The 18,826-nt window shown below is 35.8% G+C and carries 18 protein-coding genes and 1 tRNA gene; 9 read left to right on the top strand and 10 right to left on the bottom strand.

Annotated features, from left to right (window positions below):
• Positions 1-110: 110 nt before the first annotated feature.
• The 8 genes from FIU87_RS05390 to FIU87_RS05360 form a co-directional block, all read right to left on the bottom strand.
• On the bottom strand, positions 111-1,361 hold the full coding sequence (locus tag FIU87_RS05390) for an ATP-binding protein (RefSeq protein ID WP_152443627.1): 1,251 nt from the start codon (positions 1,359-1,361) through the stop codon (positions 111-113).
• A gap of 302 nt (positions 1,362-1,663) precedes the next feature.
• Positions 1,664-2,833, bottom strand: coding sequence for a sporulation protein YhbH (gene yhbH / locus FIU87_RS05385; protein ID WP_152443626.1), 1,170 nt, complete (start codon positions 2,831-2,833; stop codon positions 1,664-1,666).
• A 306-nt stretch (positions 2,834-3,139) separates the two neighbouring features.
• Positions 3,140-3,283 carry a hypothetical protein gene (locus tag FIU87_RS20945; RefSeq protein ID WP_172970963.1) on the bottom strand — a complete coding sequence of 48 codons (144 nt, stop codon included), beginning with the start codon at positions 3,281-3,283 and terminating at the stop codon, positions 3,140-3,142.
• 102 nt (positions 3,284-3,385) lie between these two features.
• On the bottom strand, positions 3,386-5,281 hold the full coding sequence (locus FIU87_RS05380) for a PrkA family serine protein kinase (protein WP_152443625.1): 1,896 nt from the start codon (positions 5,279-5,281) through the stop codon (positions 3,386-3,388).
• A gap of 423 nt (positions 5,282-5,704) precedes the next feature.
• Positions 5,705-6,205 carry a tRNA (uridine(34)/cytosine(34)/5-carboxymethylaminomethyluridine(34)-2'-O)-methyltransferase TrmL gene (gene trmL, locus FIU87_RS05375; protein WP_152446425.1) on the bottom strand — a complete coding sequence of 167 codons (501 nt, stop codon included), beginning with the start codon at positions 6,203-6,205 and terminating at the stop codon, positions 5,705-5,707.
• A gap of 111 nt (positions 6,206-6,316) precedes the next feature.
• Positions 6,317-7,231, bottom strand: coding sequence for an amidase domain-containing protein (locus tag FIU87_RS05370; RefSeq protein ID WP_152443624.1), 915 nt, complete (start codon positions 7,229-7,231; stop codon positions 6,317-6,319).
• Between the two features lie 1,430 nt (positions 7,232-8,661).
• Entirely contained in the window at positions 8,662-9,570 is a 909-nt protein-coding gene (locus FIU87_RS05365) for a nuclease-related domain-containing protein (RefSeq protein ID WP_152443623.1), read from the bottom strand.
• A gap of 33 nt (positions 9,571-9,603) precedes the next feature.
• Positions 9,604-10,263 (bottom strand): B3/B4 domain-containing protein, encoded by a 660-nt coding sequence (locus FIU87_RS05360; RefSeq protein ID WP_152446424.1) that lies wholly within the window; start codon positions 10,261-10,263, stop codon positions 9,604-9,606.
• Between the two features lie 127 nt (positions 10,264-10,390).
• Between FIU87_RS05360 and queG the strand changes: the two genes are divergently transcribed.
• Positions 10,391-11,530, top strand: a complete 1,140-nt coding sequence (queG, locus tag FIU87_RS05355) for a tRNA epoxyqueuosine(34) reductase QueG (protein WP_152443622.1) — start codon at positions 10,391-10,393, stop codon at positions 11,528-11,530.
• A 123-nt stretch (positions 11,531-11,653) separates the two neighbouring features.
• Here queG and FIU87_RS05350 read toward each other — a convergent pair.
• Positions 11,654-11,727 (bottom strand) — tRNA-Gly (locus FIU87_RS05350).
• A gap of 452 nt (positions 11,728-12,179) precedes the next feature.
• Here FIU87_RS05350 and FIU87_RS05345 point away from each other — a divergent pair.
• From FIU87_RS05345 to FIU87_RS05330, 4 genes are all read left to right on the top strand, one after another.
• Positions 12,180-12,458, top strand: coding sequence for a helix-turn-helix domain-containing protein (locus FIU87_RS05345; RefSeq protein ID WP_152443621.1), 279 nt, complete (start codon positions 12,180-12,182; stop codon positions 12,456-12,458).
• Between the two features lie 3 nt (positions 12,459-12,461).
• Positions 12,462-13,136 (top strand): hypothetical protein, encoded by a 675-nt coding sequence (locus FIU87_RS05340; protein WP_152443620.1) that lies wholly within the window; start codon positions 12,462-12,464, stop codon positions 13,134-13,136.
• Positions 13,137-13,328: 192 nt separating this feature from the next.
• A complete protein-coding gene (locus tag FIU87_RS05335) occupies positions 13,329-13,679 on the top strand; it encodes a cysteine-rich VLP protein (protein ID WP_172970962.1) in 351 nt (116 codons plus the stop codon).
• A gap of 114 nt (positions 13,680-13,793) precedes the next feature.
• A complete protein-coding gene (locus FIU87_RS05330; RefSeq protein WP_152443618.1) occupies positions 13,794-14,375 on the top strand; it encodes a hypothetical protein in 582 nt (193 codons plus the stop codon).
• A gap of 85 nt (positions 14,376-14,460) precedes the next feature.
• On the opposite strand, the gene FIU87_RS05325 is transcribed toward FIU87_RS05330, so the two are convergent.
• Positions 14,461-15,450 carry a DUF4062 domain-containing protein gene (locus FIU87_RS05325; protein WP_152443617.1) on the bottom strand — a complete coding sequence of 330 codons (990 nt, stop codon included), beginning with the start codon at positions 15,448-15,450 and terminating at the stop codon, positions 14,461-14,463.
• A gap of 133 nt (positions 15,451-15,583) precedes the next feature.
• Between FIU87_RS05325 and FIU87_RS05320 the strand changes: the two genes are divergently transcribed.
• The 4 genes from FIU87_RS05320 to FIU87_RS05305 are packed head-to-tail and all read left to right on the top strand — an operon-like array spanning position 15,584 to position 18,762.
• Positions 15,584-16,210: a hypothetical protein gene (locus FIU87_RS05320; protein WP_152443616.1), complete on the top strand. Its 627-nt coding sequence runs from the start codon at positions 15,584-15,586 to the stop codon at positions 16,208-16,210.
• A 4-nt stretch (positions 16,211-16,214) separates the two neighbouring features.
• Positions 16,215-16,418: a hypothetical protein gene (locus FIU87_RS05315; RefSeq protein ID WP_152443615.1), complete on the top strand. Its 204-nt coding sequence runs from the start codon at positions 16,215-16,217 to the stop codon at positions 16,416-16,418.
• A gap of 44 nt (positions 16,419-16,462) precedes the next feature.
• Positions 16,463-17,068 carry an HNH endonuclease gene (locus tag FIU87_RS05310; protein ID WP_253905518.1) on the top strand — a complete coding sequence of 202 codons (606 nt, stop codon included), beginning with the start codon at positions 16,463-16,465 and terminating at the stop codon, positions 17,066-17,068.
• 2 nt (positions 17,069-17,070) lie between these two features.
• Positions 17,071-18,762, top strand: coding sequence for a hypothetical protein (locus FIU87_RS05305; protein WP_152443613.1), 1,692 nt, complete (start codon positions 17,071-17,073; stop codon positions 18,760-18,762).
• Positions 18,763-18,826 lie beyond the last annotated feature (64 nt).

The raw sequence follows: 18,826 nt of genomic DNA, 5'->3' as shown, positions 1-18,826 counted from the left end.
AATATTCTTTAGTTAGGCGCTTTTCAATAGATTGTTGCTATAAACCAGAATAACGTTGATCACGTATGTCTTTTCTATACGCAGTAGCAACGAAGTTTACGTAATCAGCCTTAGGTTTCTTCTAATGGTAGTTTGATGGCGAAGGTGGTACCCTTCCCTACTTCACTTCTTACTTCTATCTTTCCTTGTAGAAGCTCTATTATTTGAAAGGATATCGTTAAACCAATACCAGTTCCTTTGTCCTTCGTTGAATAAAATGGGGTACCCAATCTATCTACTTGCTCAGGCGACATTCCAATGCCGTTATCTATTATTTCAATGTAGGCGGATGTATCACGTACGTATGAGAGAACCTTCACTGTGCCACCTTGTTCGATGGCCTCTATTGCATTTTTAATCAAATTGATTAATACCTGCTTCATTTCATCTCGATTTGCTCTAATATAAATATCTGGAATCACTTCATGCTCAATTGCCGTGTTTTTAATATTGGTATAGGTCGACATTAACTGGATGACGTGTTCTACTTCAACAGAAAGATTAATTCGATCAATTCCCTGTTTATTCGGTTTCGCTAGCGAAAGATAGTCCTGGATGATGGATTGCGCTCTATCCAGTTCTTCAATTGATATGGCTATATACTTTTTTTGGGCACTATTTAAATTCTCATCTGTACTCATTAATTGAAGAAAGCCCCTGGTGGAAGTCATTGGATTTCGCACTTCATGCGCAACAGAGGCAGCAAGCTCACTTACTACTTTCAGCTTTTCTGACCTTTGCAATTCATATTGCAATTTCATCTGCATATTTAAATTTTCGATAATCATAATAGCCGTACACAATGAAATCCAAGTAATAATAGACACAATAATAGATAACAATAACGCTTCATCATTTCCCATATAAATTAGCCGAATAATTCTAGTAAGAGTAATTAGAAAAAATAGCGAAGTAATAATTCCAATCTTCTTTTTTAAGGCAAGTGACTCATATTTTTTTGCAGATAAAGCCAAAAACAAACCAACAATGGAATAATTCACGGCCATGATCCATATATGAGTATCCCCTACAACGTATAGATAATAGAGCATGGACAGCAGTACAGCTGTTCCGGTTAGCCAACCGCCATATAAAAATGCCAAAATAAATGGAATTATTTTTTGATCATAGAAGGCTCCCTCTGATACTTCAATTGGAAAAGACATTGTACAAAGAAGCATCACAAGTAAGGTAATGAGAAAGCGATAATTAATTCTGGACGTTAAACAAATTGCTCCTTTATTTAAAAATTGATAGTAAAATAAGATTGGAAACAAAATGATTAATACGTGATATAGTACATGACCGATATTTTCAAGCATACCAACGCTCCTAGCTAGCAAAGAATCTTTCTCTCTAAAAATACTTCGACTCCCTCAGCTTCTTTTCCTGCTTTTATTAAATCGCTCTTTTCTAAAAAATTGTTGCTTTTAACGCGAAAAAGTCGGCTTTATGACTTTTTCTAATCCGTAAGGTAGGAAGAATTGAAAAAAGCACGACAGCAACGTTGATTACGGAAGTCTTATCTATACGCAATAGCAACGAAATTTTCAAAAACAGCCTATCCAATTTATTAGTTGTAGCCGTTAAAACATAAGAAAACCAGCTCTATGGCTGGTTTTTGTTAAGCAAATTTTTTGTTTTCTTCCTTCTTAAAAAATTCCTTCATGGCATGAAACACATCTGGTTTTTGCTTTAAAATAAAGTGGCGGAATTTTTCATCCTGCACATTTTTGTAAGCTGACATTAACGTGGAATGTCGGTTATACTGATTGACTTCTCCATATCCAAACATATTGGAAACCTTCATCAGCTCCCCCACTAGTTTGACACAGCGTTGGTTATCAGATGTTAAATTGTCTCCATCTGAAAAATGAAATGGATAAATATTAAACATTGTTGGATTGTATTTTGCATCAATTAATTCTAACGCTTTCCTATAGGCGGATGAGCAAATGGTTCCACCACTTTCGCCTTTTGAAAAGAAATCCTCTTCACTTACTACCTTGGCTTCGGTATGATGCGCTATAAACTCTATGTCCACCGTTTCATACTTTGTTCTTAGGAACCTTGTCATCCAGAAGAAAAAGCTTCTCGCCATATACTTTTCCCACATTCCCATTGATCCGCTCGTATCCATCATCATCAAAACGACTGCCTTAGAATCTGGTTTGACCACTTCGTTCCACGTCTTAAATTTCAGGTCTTCCTGATAGATTGGATGAAAGGTTGCCTTGCCTTTCATTGCATTGCGTTTATAGGCTGACATCATCGTCCGTTTTTTATCGATATTCCCCATAAGACCTGTGCGTCTAATATCATTAAACTCATAATGCTCAATCACATTTTCCGCTCGTTCTTTTTGTTGCAGGTTTGGAAGCTCTAGCTGATTAAAAAGGGCAGCTTCTAAATCCATTAATGAAACTTCTGCTTCATAATAATCCTCACCAGCCTGATCTCCCGCTCCTTCTCCCTTACCTGGACCCTTCTGCTGACCTGACCCGTCCCTGGCAACCACATCTCCAACCTGACTTTCTCCATCTCCTTGGCCAACATGCTTGTTTTTGTCATAATTATAACGAATTCTGTATTCATCTAAAGACCTTATCGGAATCTTTACGACCTCTCTGCCATTGGACATTACAATATTCTCTTCAGTAATAAGATCTGGCAAGTTATTTTTAATAGCCTCCTGGACCTTTTCCTGATGGCGCTTTTGGTCGTCGTGGCCTTTTCGATGGAGGGACCAATCCTCTTTGGACACTACAAAATTCGTATCATCTGACATGGTCATCGATATCCCTCCCTGCTTATTTCATTTTACGTATTCAGGAACCTTTTCATCACTATTTTCATAAACTATCTTGGTGAATTTTATCCGATTCGTCCAACCTATTTTCAAATAGGGTTGGTTACTCTATCCTATGCAAAGACGAGGAATAATTGACAGATTATTTAGATAATTAGGCGCGTATCGATAACTTTTAGACAAGCATGAACGATTCTTTAGTATTATTAGATTTATGCTGTAGAAGGGTAGTACTATACGGTTTTTATATCAAAAAAGAAAAAACCCTCCCAAAAAAACTGGAAGGATTTCTTACTCTTTTTCATTCTCTTTATTATCTTTATGCTGCTTCGGACTTCTTTCTTTATCTGTCTTATTTTCCTTCATCTGCTCCATTTCCTTCGCCAGCTTTTCCATTTCCTTCTCCGTTGGTGCCATCGTATTCTCATTTTTCATTGTTCTCACCTCTTACTTAAATATTCCCTTCTTACGCAAGATGCAAACCTAAAAAGAAGCAGAGGGACGGTTCTTGTGCCTCGGATCCGCCCCTTGCTTTTATTATCTATTTAATAAACTTCCTACATATCTTAAAAGATCATTAGCTGAAGTGGAATTATACCCATGCTCATCAATTAGCCTAGCCACCACTTCATTAATCTTTTTGAGCTGCGTTTCATCCGGTGTTTTGGACGAGGTCGTTATTTTAACGACATCCTTTAAATCTGCAAATAACTTTTTCTGAATCGCTTCACGCAAACGTTCATGAGAGTTATAATCAAAGCGTTTTCCTTTCCGTGCATAGGCAGAAATACGAATCAATATCTCTTCTCTGAACGCCTTCTTTGCATTTTCAGAAATACCAATCTGCTCTTCAATCGAACGCATGAGCTTTTCATCTGCATTCATTTCTTCCCCAGTTAACGGATCGCGGAGTTTCACTTTATTGCAATAAGCCTCCACATTATCCAAATAATTATCCATTAATGTTTTCGCAGACTCCTCATACGAATACACAAACGCTTTTTGAACTTCTTTTTTCGCAATATTATCGTACTCTTTTCTTGCTACAGAAATAAAATTCAAGAATCGCTCTCTATCTTCATTGGAGATGGACGCATGCTGATCTAATCCCTCTTTTAAGGAGCGCAAGACATCCAACGCATTAATAGACGGCGTTTCTTTTCGAATGATCGTTGAAGAAATGCGGTTAATCACATAACGTGGGTCAATTCCACTCATTCCTTCATCTGGATATTCTTTCTTCAATTCTTGAACATCCACCGAATTAAAGCCCTCCACCGATTCTCCATCATACAAACGCATCTTTTTCACAAAATCGATATCCCCGCGTTTGGCTTCCTTTAACCTCGTGAGAATCGTGAACATCGCCGCTACTCGTAAGGTATGTGGAGCAATGTGAACATCAGCCACATCACTTTCTCTAATCATTTTTTCATAAATTCTCTCTTCCTCTGACAGCCTTAAATTATATGGAACAGGCATGACAATAATACGAGAATGTAAGGCTTCATTCTTTTTATTGGAGATAAAAGAGCGATATTCCGTTTCATTGGTATGTGCGACAATCAATTCATCGGCACTGATTAACGCAAACCTACCCGCCTTAAAATTACCTTCCTGGGTGAGGGAGAGCAAATGCCATAAAAACTTCTCATCACATTTCAGCATCTCCTGAAACTCCATCATCCCACGATTGGCTTTATTGAGTTCGCCATCAAATCTGTACGCTCTTGGATCAGACTCCGACCCAAATTCTGCAATTGTGGAAAAATCAATACTACCAGTCAAATCCGCAATATCCTGTGATTTCGGATCAGACGGGCTGAATGTGCCTATTCCTACCCGCTGATTTTCAGATAAAAAGATCCGCTCAATGAGCATATCCTCAATCCGGCCTCCATATTCCTTTTCCAATCTCATCATATTTAAAGGAGATAAATTCCCCTCAACCCTAATCCCATATTCTTGATAAAAGTCATCCCGCAAGTGATGTGGAATCAAATGAAGCGGATCCTCATGCATCGGACACCCTTTTATCGCGTAAACTGCCCCTCTATTTGTATGACTATATAGCTCAAGTCCTCGCTTTAAAATCGTAACAAGCGTAGATTTCCCCCCACTAACTGGCCCCATAAGTAAAAGAATCCTCTTCCTCACATCAAGACGCTTGGCAGCTGGGTGAAAATACTCCTCCACCAACCGCTCCAATGCCTCCTCTAAACCAAAAAGGGCATTGCTAAAAAAATTATACTTTCGCTGCCCGTTTACCTCTTCCACTCCAGCATCTTTAATCATATTGTAAACCCGAGAATGTGCAGACTGTGCCACCCAAGGTTCTTGCTTCAAAATTTCCAAATACTGCCCGAAGGTTCCTTCCCATTTCAGCCTCTGCTCTTCTTCCCGATACTTTTCAATTTTACGTAAAATATCCATAAGGACCTCCCCTTTTAATACAGCTTCAAGAGTCATGATTGCGTGATTAATATACTCTATGCTCTGTCACAATGAAACATGCTTTTTTTAAGGAGGTAGTTTCACCTAACAATCAGAAACTTTTCCGCAACAAAAATTTATACTCTGTCAAAAATTATCCATACATTTCATTCACATAAGCCCTTTGTTGGGGTATACTATAGGTAATATGCTTATTTGAACTTTCCATACATAAGGAGGAAACAATCCATGGGTACACCCGGATTCCTAATTCTTGGCGTATGTATTGCATTCCTTACAGCTATCTTCACAGCAGGATATGATACTCGCCCAGGTACACGCAAAAAATAAGACTTCCTGATAGATGAAAAAGAGCCCTTCAGATTAACCTCTGAAGGGCTCTTTTTCGTTCTCAGCTTACAATTACGCCTCAGGAAACTCCAAAGAAAGGTTTGGATAATCCTGCTGACGCAAAGCTTCATATATAAGTATCGCGGCTGTGTTAGAGAGATTTAACGAGCGTACATTCGTTGTCATAGGAAGACGCAAGCATTGATCCAGGTTACTTTGGATTAACTCCTTCGGCAGACCCGTTGTTTCTCTTCCAAAAACAAAGAAATAGTCTTTCTCAAGATTACTGTAATCAAAGGATGTGTGTGGCTTCATCCCAAACTTCGTAATATAGAAAAACTCAGCTTCCTTATTTTTCTCAAACAATTCATCTAACGAGTCATAATACACGACATTCACAAATTCCCAGTAATCAAGCCCCGCACGCTTTAGCATTTTATCATCGGTTGAAAAGCCAAGCGGCCTAATTAGGTGAAGCGTCGTATTAGTCGCAGCACACGTTCTTGCAATATTCCCTGTATTCGCCGGAATTTCTGGTTGATATAAAACTACATGAATTCCCACCATTGTCACCTCATAATTCTTCACGTTGGCACACCTCTTTCGCTTAAGCTGTAGAGGTCTGTGCCAACTATATTATCCTCTACAACAATACCTTTTTCTTTTTACGGAATCAAGTACTTATTACCGGTCTAGAATATGAAAAAACTTGTATTTCATATTTGGAGTATATGCCGTAGAGTCTTCATATTTCCAATACCTCATCCGACAATTATACGTATTGGCATTCACAAGCGGTTCCTTATTTTCATCTTTTGCTACAACAATCGTGGTATGATCAAACCTGCCATCTCCTTCAAAATCATAGCAAATTACATCCCCCGGCATAAGCTGCATGACCGTGTTAACCTCCTTCGCCTTCAATCCCTGCTTCGCTTTAGGCAAATACCATCTCATTGCATGTGCAACCGTCCACGTATAGCTCCAATCATTGTTCCTCATCCACCACCCTCCTGATTTTTTAGGATAGCCAATCATCGGCGCACCACCCGCATATAAACACTGCGAAATATAATTCGTGCAATTTACATCAAACTTCTTAAATTGCGGATTGTAGCTATTCCAATATTGCTCCGCATATTTTACGGCCTCCATCCTACTGAATTTAAAGCGGGCTTCATGTTTTTTGTCAGATGAATATGGGGAAGCTACATCATCTTCTTCCAGAGGTGGCAGGAATCTCGGCAGCTTCGTCTCACCTTCGTCAATAATGGAAAAGTCTTGCAGGATGGTACCATCTATCATTTGCACATAACGGTGGTCAACTTCTTCTTCAAGATACAGATTGTTTTTTTGCTTAATAAGGTAGCGAGTGTGGATTTCATAAATAATGTTTGCTTCGTCTTCATTTGGTTGTTGATGAATGGAATGTATTTTAGCAGTAGCTGAGCATTTAACAATTTCGGCACCCCGGCGTTTGTGTGAAGCTTGCTTTTGGTTTATAGTGTCTTCATTAGTTATGCTGCGTCCAGTGGTATTGGATATGAGTACGTAGGTGTTAAGTCGGTTTTGTATGTGTGATTTTAGGATGTCTTTCATGGTCGTGTGGATCCCCTCCCTGAGAAAATTAACCCTTGTTGTTATGTTTATGTTGGATGGGCGGGGATGTTGTGTAGGGATTTTGGGGAATGGGTGGGAATAATTAAACGGATTAAAGTTATATGACTCCCTTTGATATGACATGTTGAGTACAGATTAGTTATGAAGGCACAGAGTTAATTCACTATGGAGACTAGCGGACTACGGTTTTTACTTTGGTTGTCTTCATTGTTGTTCTATGGAGACAACCGGACTTCGGTTTTTCCTTTGGTTGTCTTCATTGCCTCTCTATGGAGACAACCGGACTACGGTTTTTCCTTTGGTTGTCTTCATTGCCTCTCTATGAAGACAACCGGACTTCGGTTTTATCATCGGTTGTCCTCATTGCCGCTCTATGGAGACAACCGGACTTCGGTTTTACCTTTGGTTGTCTTCATTGCCGCTCTATGGAGACAACCGGACTTCGGTTTTACCTGCAGTTGTCTTCATTGCCGCTCTATGGAGACAACCGGACTTCGGTTTTCCCTGCGGTTGTCTTCATTGAAGCTCTATGGAGACAACCGGAATTCGGTTTTCCCTTTGGTTGTCTTCATTGCCTCTCTATGAAGACTACCGGACTTCGGTTTTTCCTTTGGTTGTCTGCATTGACGCTCTATGGAGACAATAGGACTCCGTTTTTACCTTTGGTTGTCTGCATTGACGCTCTATGGAGACAATAGGACTCCGTTTTTACCTTTGGTTGTCCTCATTGCCTCTTTATGAAGACAACCGGACTTCGGTTTTCCCTTTGGTTGTCTTCATTGCCTCTCTATGAAGACAACCGGCAACCGTTTTTCCCTTTGGTTGTCCTCATTGCCTCTCTATGGAGACAATAGGACTACTTTTTTACCGTTGGTTGTCTTCATTGCCTCTCTATGAAGACAACCGGACTCCATTTTTACCGTTGGTTGTCCTCATTGCCCTTCGATGAAGACAACCTGACTCCATTTTTACGTTGGTTGTCCTCATTGCCTCTCTATGAAGACAACCCGCAACCTTTTTTACCTGCGGTTGTCCTCATTGCCTCTCTATGAAGACAACCCGCAACCTTTTTTACCTGCGGTTGTCTTTTATGTCTCTCTATGAAGACAACCGGACTTCGGTTTTCCCTTTGGTTGTCCTCATTGCCGCTCTATGAAGACAACCGGACTACGGTTTTCCCTTTGGTTGTCTTCATTGCCTCTCTATGGAGACAACAGGACTACGGTTTTACCGTTGGTTGTCTTCATTGACTCTCTATGAAGACAACCGGCAACCGTTTTTCCCTTCGGTTGTCCTCATTGCCTCTCTATGAAGACAACCGGCAACCTTTTTTCCCATCGGTTGTCCTCATTGCCGCTCTATGAAGACAACCGGACTACTTTTTTCCCTTTGGTTGTCTTCATAATTACTTATGAAGTATATTTCGATGATTTACCATGTCCAATCAAATCATATCTTTCATTTAAAACCCTAGAAATAGTCTTAAGCGACACCACTTCTCCACACCATTCATAAATAACCTTTGAAGTAAGTTTGCCTTTAGGAAATAACGTTAAATATTCGATTATTAGTCTTCTTACTGCAGCTTGATTTGTTTCTTTCTTCTCACAATCTAAGCATACTAAATAATATTTAGAGTCTCGAACACACTTCCCCCCACACCCTAAACAAAAGACACCCTTACGCAATTCGTCAAATTCATACTGCGGAAACTTTGAAAATGGTGAATCCTCCATATGCATACCAACTAGCTTTTCTGCCAGGCGCAAATGATTTGTTGGGCATTTACCACTACACTCTAATAACATTTTTCGTTTGTAACGTTCCATTTGAGAATGAAATATTATCGGAAGATCAGAAGGACATTGATAAAGTTGAAACTGTGGGTTTACAAAAATGAGGTTTGAAACCATGGGTAGATTATAACCGGAGTCATAAAGCAGTTTTCTTAACATTGTTTCACTACGTTGAAGTTGAAGAAGTTGGTTTTTAATTTCTTTTTTATTTAATGTAAACCATCTCTCCCCCTCAATAAAGAAATCTCCTTCAAAATTCTTCACATCAAACAAATAGATGCGTTCCTTAGTAAGAATAAGTGAGTCTAGCTGAAAAACGTTGCGAGAATGCTCCAATAACAAATCATTCACCACAATCCATTCGGGTAACTTCCAACTTTCCAACCAGCAATCATACTGTCTTTCCCCTTCATACCCTTTTTCAAGATTCCAATAATACGCTTCATCCATCACCTCCAATCTTGGTCGCAACATCCGATAAACCTGCAATTCCTTTGGCACCAATCGTTCTTTAAAAAACATCACATACCTCCATATATTTAAATCAAAACAGTTTTACCTGCTTTGTAACACCTGAGCTTCAGCCGTTCCACCGTGTACTTGTACAAACATTTCACTGATGGCAGCCAGCATCTTTTCACATTCTTCTACTCCCATTGATGGTTTAAAATACACTTCATGAAGGGCAGATGTTGTTTTCTCAGAAACGCTAGTGTGTACACTATCTACAAAAGGACTTCCAAAAGGTCCGTTAGCATCTTTTGTATGAATCATTTGATTTAGCTTGATTTCTCGCCCGTTAAGTCCCTCATAGCTCGAGTTCTCGTCACCAATACTCACCGTCACATCTCCTTCTAGCTTACTGAGGTCATAAATACCAAAAGGAATTTCGTATTTTAATGAAAAAAAGTTATTCAGGTCCACCGCAGAGTGAATCGGCTCTAAAAATTGGCCCTTTTTTATACGACGGTACAATGCCTCAACAGAAGGTCGATACCTAGAAGGATCTGTTCCTGTTTTTTTAAAATATGCGCGCCACTCTTTCACACCATCAATATCAGTCATATCTTTGTCTTCTAAATCTAAGTGCAAGGATTCCTGAAACAATCTAATTCTCCCTTTTAACATTTGCGGGGACTCTCCTACAGTGATTCCTTTGTATAGAATTATTCCGAAACTACTGGAAGGAACATTCGAATCAATCATAAACTGCATCATTCTCAAACCTTTCGTTGCTTATTTATGGTAATTGTACCATACTGAAATACAAGCTAAACAAGACAGTTAAAAATATGATAAAATAATTCTTGGTCAAAAAATACAAGTAAAGGAGGTGTTCACATTGAACAAACAGCTAAAAGACGAGATTATCGCCTACAGTAAAGAAATTGGGATTGATAAAATCGGCTTTGCAAGTGCAGGGGTATTTACTGGTTTAAAAGAGAGACTCAAAACACAGCAACAGCTTGGCTATCAATCTGGTTTTGAAGAGCCAGATATTGAAAAACGGACTACTCCAGAACTTCTTGTCCCAAAAGCCAAAAGTATAATTGCTATCGCCCTTGCTTACCCCTCTAAAATGAAAAATGCACCACGAAGCACGAAAGAAGAAAGACGAGGTATCTTTTGCAGAGCGTCATGGGGGACAGACTATCATCACATTTTACGTGATAAGCTTGCTCAACTCGAAGCTTTTATTAAAGAAAAACACCCTGAGGCACTTACTAAAACAATGGTTGATACAGGTGAGCTTAGTGACCGTGCAGTAGCCGAGCGTGCTGGTATTGGCTGGAGCGGGAAAAATTGCGCGATTATCACTCCTGAATTTGGTTCCTATGTATATCTTGGAGAGATGATTACCAATATCCCCTTTGAGCCAGACACCCCACTTGAACAAAACTGTGGAACTTGCAATAAATGTGTAGATGTTTGCCCGACAGGTGCTCTTGTTCAAGGTGGACAGCTCGATTCTAATAAATGCATAGCTTTCTTAACACAAACAAAAGGATTTCTAGCGGATGAGTACCGTACGAAACTAGGAAATCGTCTGTACGGCTGTGACACCTGCCAAACTGTTTGTCCAGAAAACAAAGGAATAGACTTTCATCTCCATCCTGAAATGGAACCAGATCCTGAAATTGTAAAGCCAAAGCTAAAGCCACTATTAACAATTTCTAATCGTGAGTTTAAAGACAAATTCGGGAAGATATCAGGTTCTTGGCGTGGAAAAAAACCAATCCAACGAAACGCTATCCTTGCCCTTGCACACTTTAAAGATACAACAGCTCTGCCAACCTTAATGGAATTAGTAAAAGAAGATCCACGACCGGTTATACGTGGTACAGCGGCATGGGCAATAGGAAAAATGGGTGATTCAAGCAGCATGGAGTTTTTAATTCATCAAAAAGACAAGGAACAAAATGAAGATGTATTACGTGAAATTGAAAAAGGAATGAAAATGTTAGAAGGCGAGAGGCGTTAAGTTCTCTCGCTTTTTTGCGGGAGTGGGGCGTAGTTTACATGTGGAAAATATATTACCTATTTGGGCGTAATGTATACAAAAAAGACTTTAACCATTTAGGTCAAAGTCTTAAGAAGTTATGTATGGAGCGGGTGATGGGAATCGAACCCACGACATCAGCTTGGAAGGCTGAGGTTTTACCATTAAACTACACCCGCTAGTGGTACCGGTGGCCGGGGTCGAACCGGCACTCCAGAGGAACACGATTTTGAGTCGGTTAGTTCCTTGAAATACTATTTTATATCGTAAGTTTCCAATGATATTAAGTAATTCTACAGCAATTGATTGTTGTATGTTTATTAACTGTACACACGATTTACTGACAAGATTCATTATACAATCATATAAAAATGATTGCAACTACTTTTTCAATAAAACTTTTATCTAAAACTTTCTCCCATTATTCATTTAAAAATAGACTTCGTTTGATAGATTTCGATAATAAAACTAGTCTAATTGAAAATTCTTTGTTTCCTACATGTTTTTCTAACCTTTTCATGTTCTATTAAGTATAAATATGATTATTTAAAGTGGGACTTTTATAGTCTCACTTTTTTGTTGCCAACTAGTTCATAATTTAAGAGTTTTAAAAGAAAGAAGGTGTAACTTAATGATTGATGTAAGTAGTCTACCCTATAGTCAGAAGGTATCACATCAAATGCTAAAATACATTAGGTTAGCTAGAAACTTATCCCAAGATAGGTTTAGTGAAATATGTAAGATAAATCAAAGTGTTTTAGCAAAATTAGAAAGTAATGAAATAGTACTATCACCTCACTATGAATCAAAAATATTAGAAGGTTGTCGAAAATTATCAATTAGTCATAACGAGTTGGAAGCAATAAAAACATTACTTGAATACAAGAACACAAAAAATGGAGGAAATTAAAACATGATTAAAGTAATCTTGGATATCGATAGGCAAGAACTAAAAAAATTGATAAAGCTAATGGATCTTTATCCGAATACAAAAAAAGCTATTGCTGAGTATAAGTTGATAGAGAAAAAACTAATTGATAGAGAGTCAATATTACTAAAGCAACTAGCTGAATTGAAAGGAGTATTTACTCAGAACTTATTGGATCAGGAAGTGGCGGAAGTATCCGACCTTATCTACCTTAAGAAACAAGCAAAAAAATGTACGGGGGAAATGGAGATAATTGACGTACTGCTTGCAGAAACTCGTACTGAAATCGAGGAATTAAAATACGATTACTATAAAATCTATCAAAAAGCATTATCCACAGATGGTGCAATTCCTTCAAAATACGACGTAACTACTTTAATAGATTCTACCTTAAATCAAGTATTGGCTATTATTGGGGAGGTTGGTAAAGAAGTTCATGAACAGTATCATGAAATTTTCCCAGAAGTAAACGAGATTTTTAGTGACAACAAGGTTCGTCAGCGTTTTCCTCGAATTCACGATGAAAGTTTTAGACTTCATCATCATCAACCACAATACAGAGGCTCTAAAGTAATTTTAGAAAATCAAGACATCAATTCAGCTGCTATAGGATTCATTCCTACCAGATTTAAGGTCAATGGTGGTGTTGAAAATGAATAAGGATGTTTCTTTTTCGGTAAACAATTCTTTAATAAAAATAATTAAGGGATTAAGCGAAATGGAGGACAAGAACGAAGTTATTTTTGATAACGAAAAGATTGCAAATTTTATTAAAGACAGTAACAAAAATACACGGAACTACTGATCCCTATGGTCAGTGGTTCTTTTTAATGTGAAGTGAGGTTGAAACTAGTGAAAAAGAAAATAAAGAAGTTAGTTGTTTCTAACTGTGCTAACTATACAAATGGTAACTGTGTGCTACTAGATAAGAAATGTCCAATAGTCATTGGTGGTAGCTATCGTGGTAATGATATTCCTCCAAGTGATTGTTCTTGTTCTTATTTTACAACATCTGTCTTACCAATCGATAAGGCAATAGAAGCTCAATATTATGGGAGACCTACTCAAGATAAGAAGAAATGTAAGAGTTGCGGAACACAATTTGCTACGGCATCTAATCGTGCTACTTACTGCGGTGATAGTTGTAGGAAATCAGCTAGAAATAAGACTCATATTAAATACAATCAAAATCGAGTTAAATAACGACAGTTAGGCCTAAATCAATGCCGTCACATCAACGTTTGTGATGGGTCAAAATCAGGGTCGGCTACCTTACTATTAAGTTGATTACTATCTGTCGTTAAAAGGAGAAGAATTATGGGTAAATGCAGTAAAAAACGAATTCAAAAGAAACGAATGAAACGGCAGCTCAAACGGAGGTGCTTTTCGAAGAGAATAGTTAAGGTTGATACGATTACCGTAGTAGACTCTTATAAACTTACGTCCAATGTAACTCCCCCCCATTTAGGTTATACCGATCATCTACTTTATCTTGGGAAACATTATAAAGATAACAAACTTTACCAGAAATCATTGGATAATGTATATGGTGTAAGTTATATAACACCTGTTGAAAAATTTATTAACGGTAAGGCTACAATACTTCACCACTGTAGCAAGTGCAGTTCATACTTTTATGGTAAACCCCAAAATCTATTAACCATCCAAACCCAACATCATAGGTGCAGCTTGCCTTATGGTTCCATTGTTGGAGGTAATCGACTTGGTAAGTCAGGTCGTACTAACGAAAGACTAAAAATCAATCTTACTAATAACAGCCATGACGAACTATTCGATTATTTGCTTTGGAATGATTTTACTCCAAAAGAGATTGCAAAAAAGTTAGAGGTTACTCCTAAAATAATCCAAGATTATTTTAAACAAGAAGGTTTAATATAATTAAAATTTCAGCGTAATTAAGAGACTTTATGAAAATAGTAAATACACCTTATTTAATTGACAGGTGTATTTACTAATAAATATCTTATTTTGCGGAATCAAGAATAGATTGTTTTTGTTTGAACTCATTATTATTTGATACTTTTAAAAATTTCAAGCCAGCTTTTGATGTTTGTACCCTCTGTATCCGATTTGCCAATTTAATTTTCTCTAATAATCCATAAGTTATTAGTATAGGTGCAACATAATAAAATAGAAAGTTTTCAACCTTTGACATACTACTGGCATTATTTGTTATCCCAATAGTAAAGTCATCTTGAAAGACAATAAATAGCAGAAATAGCGATATTTTTTTTCCATCATATTCATCATCATTAAATGTTCCAATTGGAATAACTACCTCTTTATGTTTTAATACCTTGAGTATTTCTTCATAGTCATTTCCTTCGATATCATCTTTCTTTTTCAAGTCCGTTGCCATTTTATTTAGCTTCTTTTTTAAGTCCGTAACTTCTTTAAGCAAATTATAGTTTTCAGTTAATAGGCTATGGTTTTCGGTGACCTCTTTTCCCGATATCCAACCAGTTAAATCTTCTCTTCTTTCAAATTCCTTTAGTGACTCATAGATAACTAACTTTATATCTTTATTATCAGTATAGAATTTCGATATTTTCTCTAACACAAGCTTTCTGAAATTCTCATATAAAGGATAATTTACTTTTTCTATTACGTTTGATCCTAATTCTTTTACTTTATTTTCTAAAGCTTCTTCATGTATTATTATAGCAAAACGTGGTTTTCCTATTTCACCAGCGTATTCATACTCCCAATGTGTATAACTAATACCTGTTTCCTCATCAATTACTCCGTATCGACCACCTAAAATCAACATATATACATCCGAATCATTTATCCATTTTTTAATAACTTCTTTTTGAGACACATCTCCTGATTTAAATAGTTCCATCCCCGCAGGAATATGACCAGCATTTAAAACGGCTTCTACCGCTGCTTGTCGTTCTTCTTGTAAATCGGTAAAAGTGGAAGATATAAATACTTGTAACTTCTTTTTCATAAATACTTAGTCCTTTCATTATGAAAATTATTATTATTTAGAAATCTATTATTCATTTTATCACAATGTCGGATAGATATCTTACTTTAATTACCATATAATATATACATACCTTTAAATTACGGAGGCTAATATGAAAAAGTTATCTCCACTTTATATATCAGAATTTCGAGACTTAATGAATTACAGTGATTATGGTTACCGGAACTTTAGTAATTTAAACGGTAAAGATGATTGGGGTCGAATTTGTTCTCTCATGGATTGGATTGAAGCATGGGTAAATGAAATTGAGGATATTAACACAAATAAAAATAATAGACATAAAGATACGATAAATATAGCACAATTTATCTTGGGAATAGATACAATAGTTTCCGCAATAAAACACCTTACAGATTATTTTAATATCAATAATAAAGACTTATTAACTTCCAAAAATATCTTTACAAAAGAATATTTTACTAATGAAACAGATTATAACTATTTTAAAAAAATTAGAACTACCTGTGCTATACACCCTTATGATATTCATGCTGGAAATGGAAAAAAATATTATGCAGGTTGGATAGTTAATGATTTCATTGATGATCAAAATTTTAATATTTTTATTTATCATGATCTATTTGGAAATAGGGACATTTGTTTGATAGTAAAAAAAATTGAGTTACTTCTTTTTGCAAAAGCATGGAACAATAAGATTATTGAATTAAATAATCACCTTTACCAAATAATATCACCCAATTTTCCAAAAAGGAGATAATTAAATGTTTGCAATAGCACCAACAGATAAAAACTGGTATGAATTCTTTTTAAATAATGAAATCCCTTCTGCAGTTAATTTTTGGACCCCTACACCTTGGAACATAAAAAAATTAACAGAAGGTGATAAATTTTTATTCCTTTTAAAATCACCCTACCGAAAATTTGTGGTTATGGTACATTCGTTTATTACGAAAATCTTTCAATAGAAGATGCTTGGGACAAGTTTGGAAATGGTAATGGTGTTAAATCATTGAATGATTTAAGAAGACGTTCAAACAAATATGCAATTAAACATTCTGTTAATGATATATTACATGATGATTCGAATAGAGAAATAGGATGTATAGTACTTACCGATGTTAAGTTATATAGAGAGGAAGAGTTTATTTCAACACAGGAAATAGGAGTATCATTTCCTAACCAGGTTGTAAAGTTAAAGTATTATGATATAGAGCTGCCGAGTATTATTGATTCAAATTACATACCACTGCCAGAAGAAGTATCTTCAAGGGAAGAATTATATGAAGGTGGACTCAAGACAATATCAGTTAATGCATATGAGAGAAACTCAATTGCAAGACAGAGATGTTTAAATCATTATGGATACGAGTGTGCAGTCTGCAATTTCAATTTTTATAAGTCTTATGGTGATATAGGTAATGATTTTATTCATGTTCATCACCTATTGGAATTAAATCAGATTGGAGTAGAGTATAAAGTTGATCCAATAAAAGATTTACGTCCTGTTTGTCCTAATTGTCATGCTATGTTACATAGAAAGAAACCAGCTTACACTATTGATGAGTTGAAAGTTTTATATAATACGGCTATTAAGTTTGGAGAGAGAGGAATTTAGACATGAAATGGTTAATAGGTATTTTGATCGCTACCGCTGGAATAATAATTCCCATCCTTTATGATATGAATGTTAATAAACCTGACTTAGTATATACAATATCTGATTACATACCTATAGAAAGCAATAATGAAAATACAAATAACATTCAACAAATTACTGTAAAGAATATAGGAGACAAGCCTTCTAACGACATACAGGTAAAAATCAATGGAGAAATCTTAGAATCTCGGGTTGTTACTGACTCTGCAGAAGATACTTATGAAGTGTATCCTTACATTTTTGAATTAGTTTATTCTGAACTTCCTCCTGAAGGGAGTTTTCAATTAGTTATTGAAACATCAATAAATGGGTTGAATGAAGATGTATTGACTATAAAAAGCGAAGATGGTCTAGCTAGGAACGGTTTGGATGAAGAAAGTACTTCCTTAATAGGACTAATAGTACTCTTATTTTTTCCTATTATATATTTTATAATTATGTTTTTTTCATTAAGGGATATTAGAATTCATTATTTAACTAGAAAACTAGTGTTTTCTTCACTTGAATCAATTGAGTATATTCATAAAAAGAAACCTTTTTATTTCCGTGAGAATGATTGGATTGAACTATTAAAAACATTTATTTCATTTAAAATTAAGTCCGATTTAAAGCGAATTTCAATTGAAGATGATTTTGAAGGATTAAATTCTTATCAAATCCTTAAAAGTGAAAAACCTACAGTACTAACCGATGATGAATGGCGTATTATTAAAGAAGACGCTAAACGAGTAATAACTATTAAAATTGAATACTCTTTTATTAAATGTTATTCGGTTGACTCCATATTAAGGCTTTCTACTAACATAATAGACTCTAAATTTAATTTACCAGAAGCATATATGTTGGAACTAAAAAATATGATAAGCGAAAATTTTATTCGTTATAAAATGAATCATAAGCATTTTTTATCTATTGAAGAGATAAATAAAGCACTTACTGAGGATCTTCCTTCTTTTGTAAAACAAGGAGATAAAGAAATGTACTTGAGATTTTTAGCTAACATTCAAAATATATTTATATTGGATGATATGATGAGACATTTTTATGATCCTCTGGAAGTCTATAAACAAAATGAACAATTTATTGTTTCAAAAAACAAAGAATCTCTCAAAAACACTGCATATGATATTAAGTTCTTTAACACTGCCACTAAACTTACCGAAGATGTTATGATAGGAAAAAAGGTAATTTTAGAAGAAATGCCTGAATGGATGAAACTATATGATTTTAACAAACTTAATAATTTCTTAAAGGCCATAGAATCAGCGAAAGAAAATGAAGCAAACTCCAAGCAAATCATTGAGATAATATACAATTCAATTCAATTAAAAGATTTACCTGACCAAAAACCTGTTTTCGTAGATTCTTACATGTGGAATCAACTTCAGGAGTTTATAAAATTATCTAGAGATACAAAAGAACTCAAAGGAAGTTTATTAGAAAAAGAAGAGGAATACAAAAAAGAAAAAGTTGAATTTAACAAATTAAAACTAAAAATAGAGAAACAACTTACTTTTATTAACGATATATTTAACGATCCTACTATTGTAGATAGAGTAGAAAGCTATAATCAAATTTTTGCAAAAGGTAACTTTCACAATCTCCGTGAGTTATCAAAATATTTACTAGAACTTGAATCCAACAAAGAATAATGATGAAGTAAAAACCACTGTAAATGTTCCAGTGGTTTTTTACATTAAAATTAAAACTCTGTTA

It is taken from the genome of Bacillus sp. THAF10 (genome assembly GCF_009363695.1).
Classification (GTDB): Bacteria; Bacillota; Bacilli; order Bacillales; family Bacillaceae_I; genus Sutcliffiella_A.
Note: the sequence above shows the minus strand (reverse complement) of the source record. Positions and strands in the feature narration are given on the sequence as shown.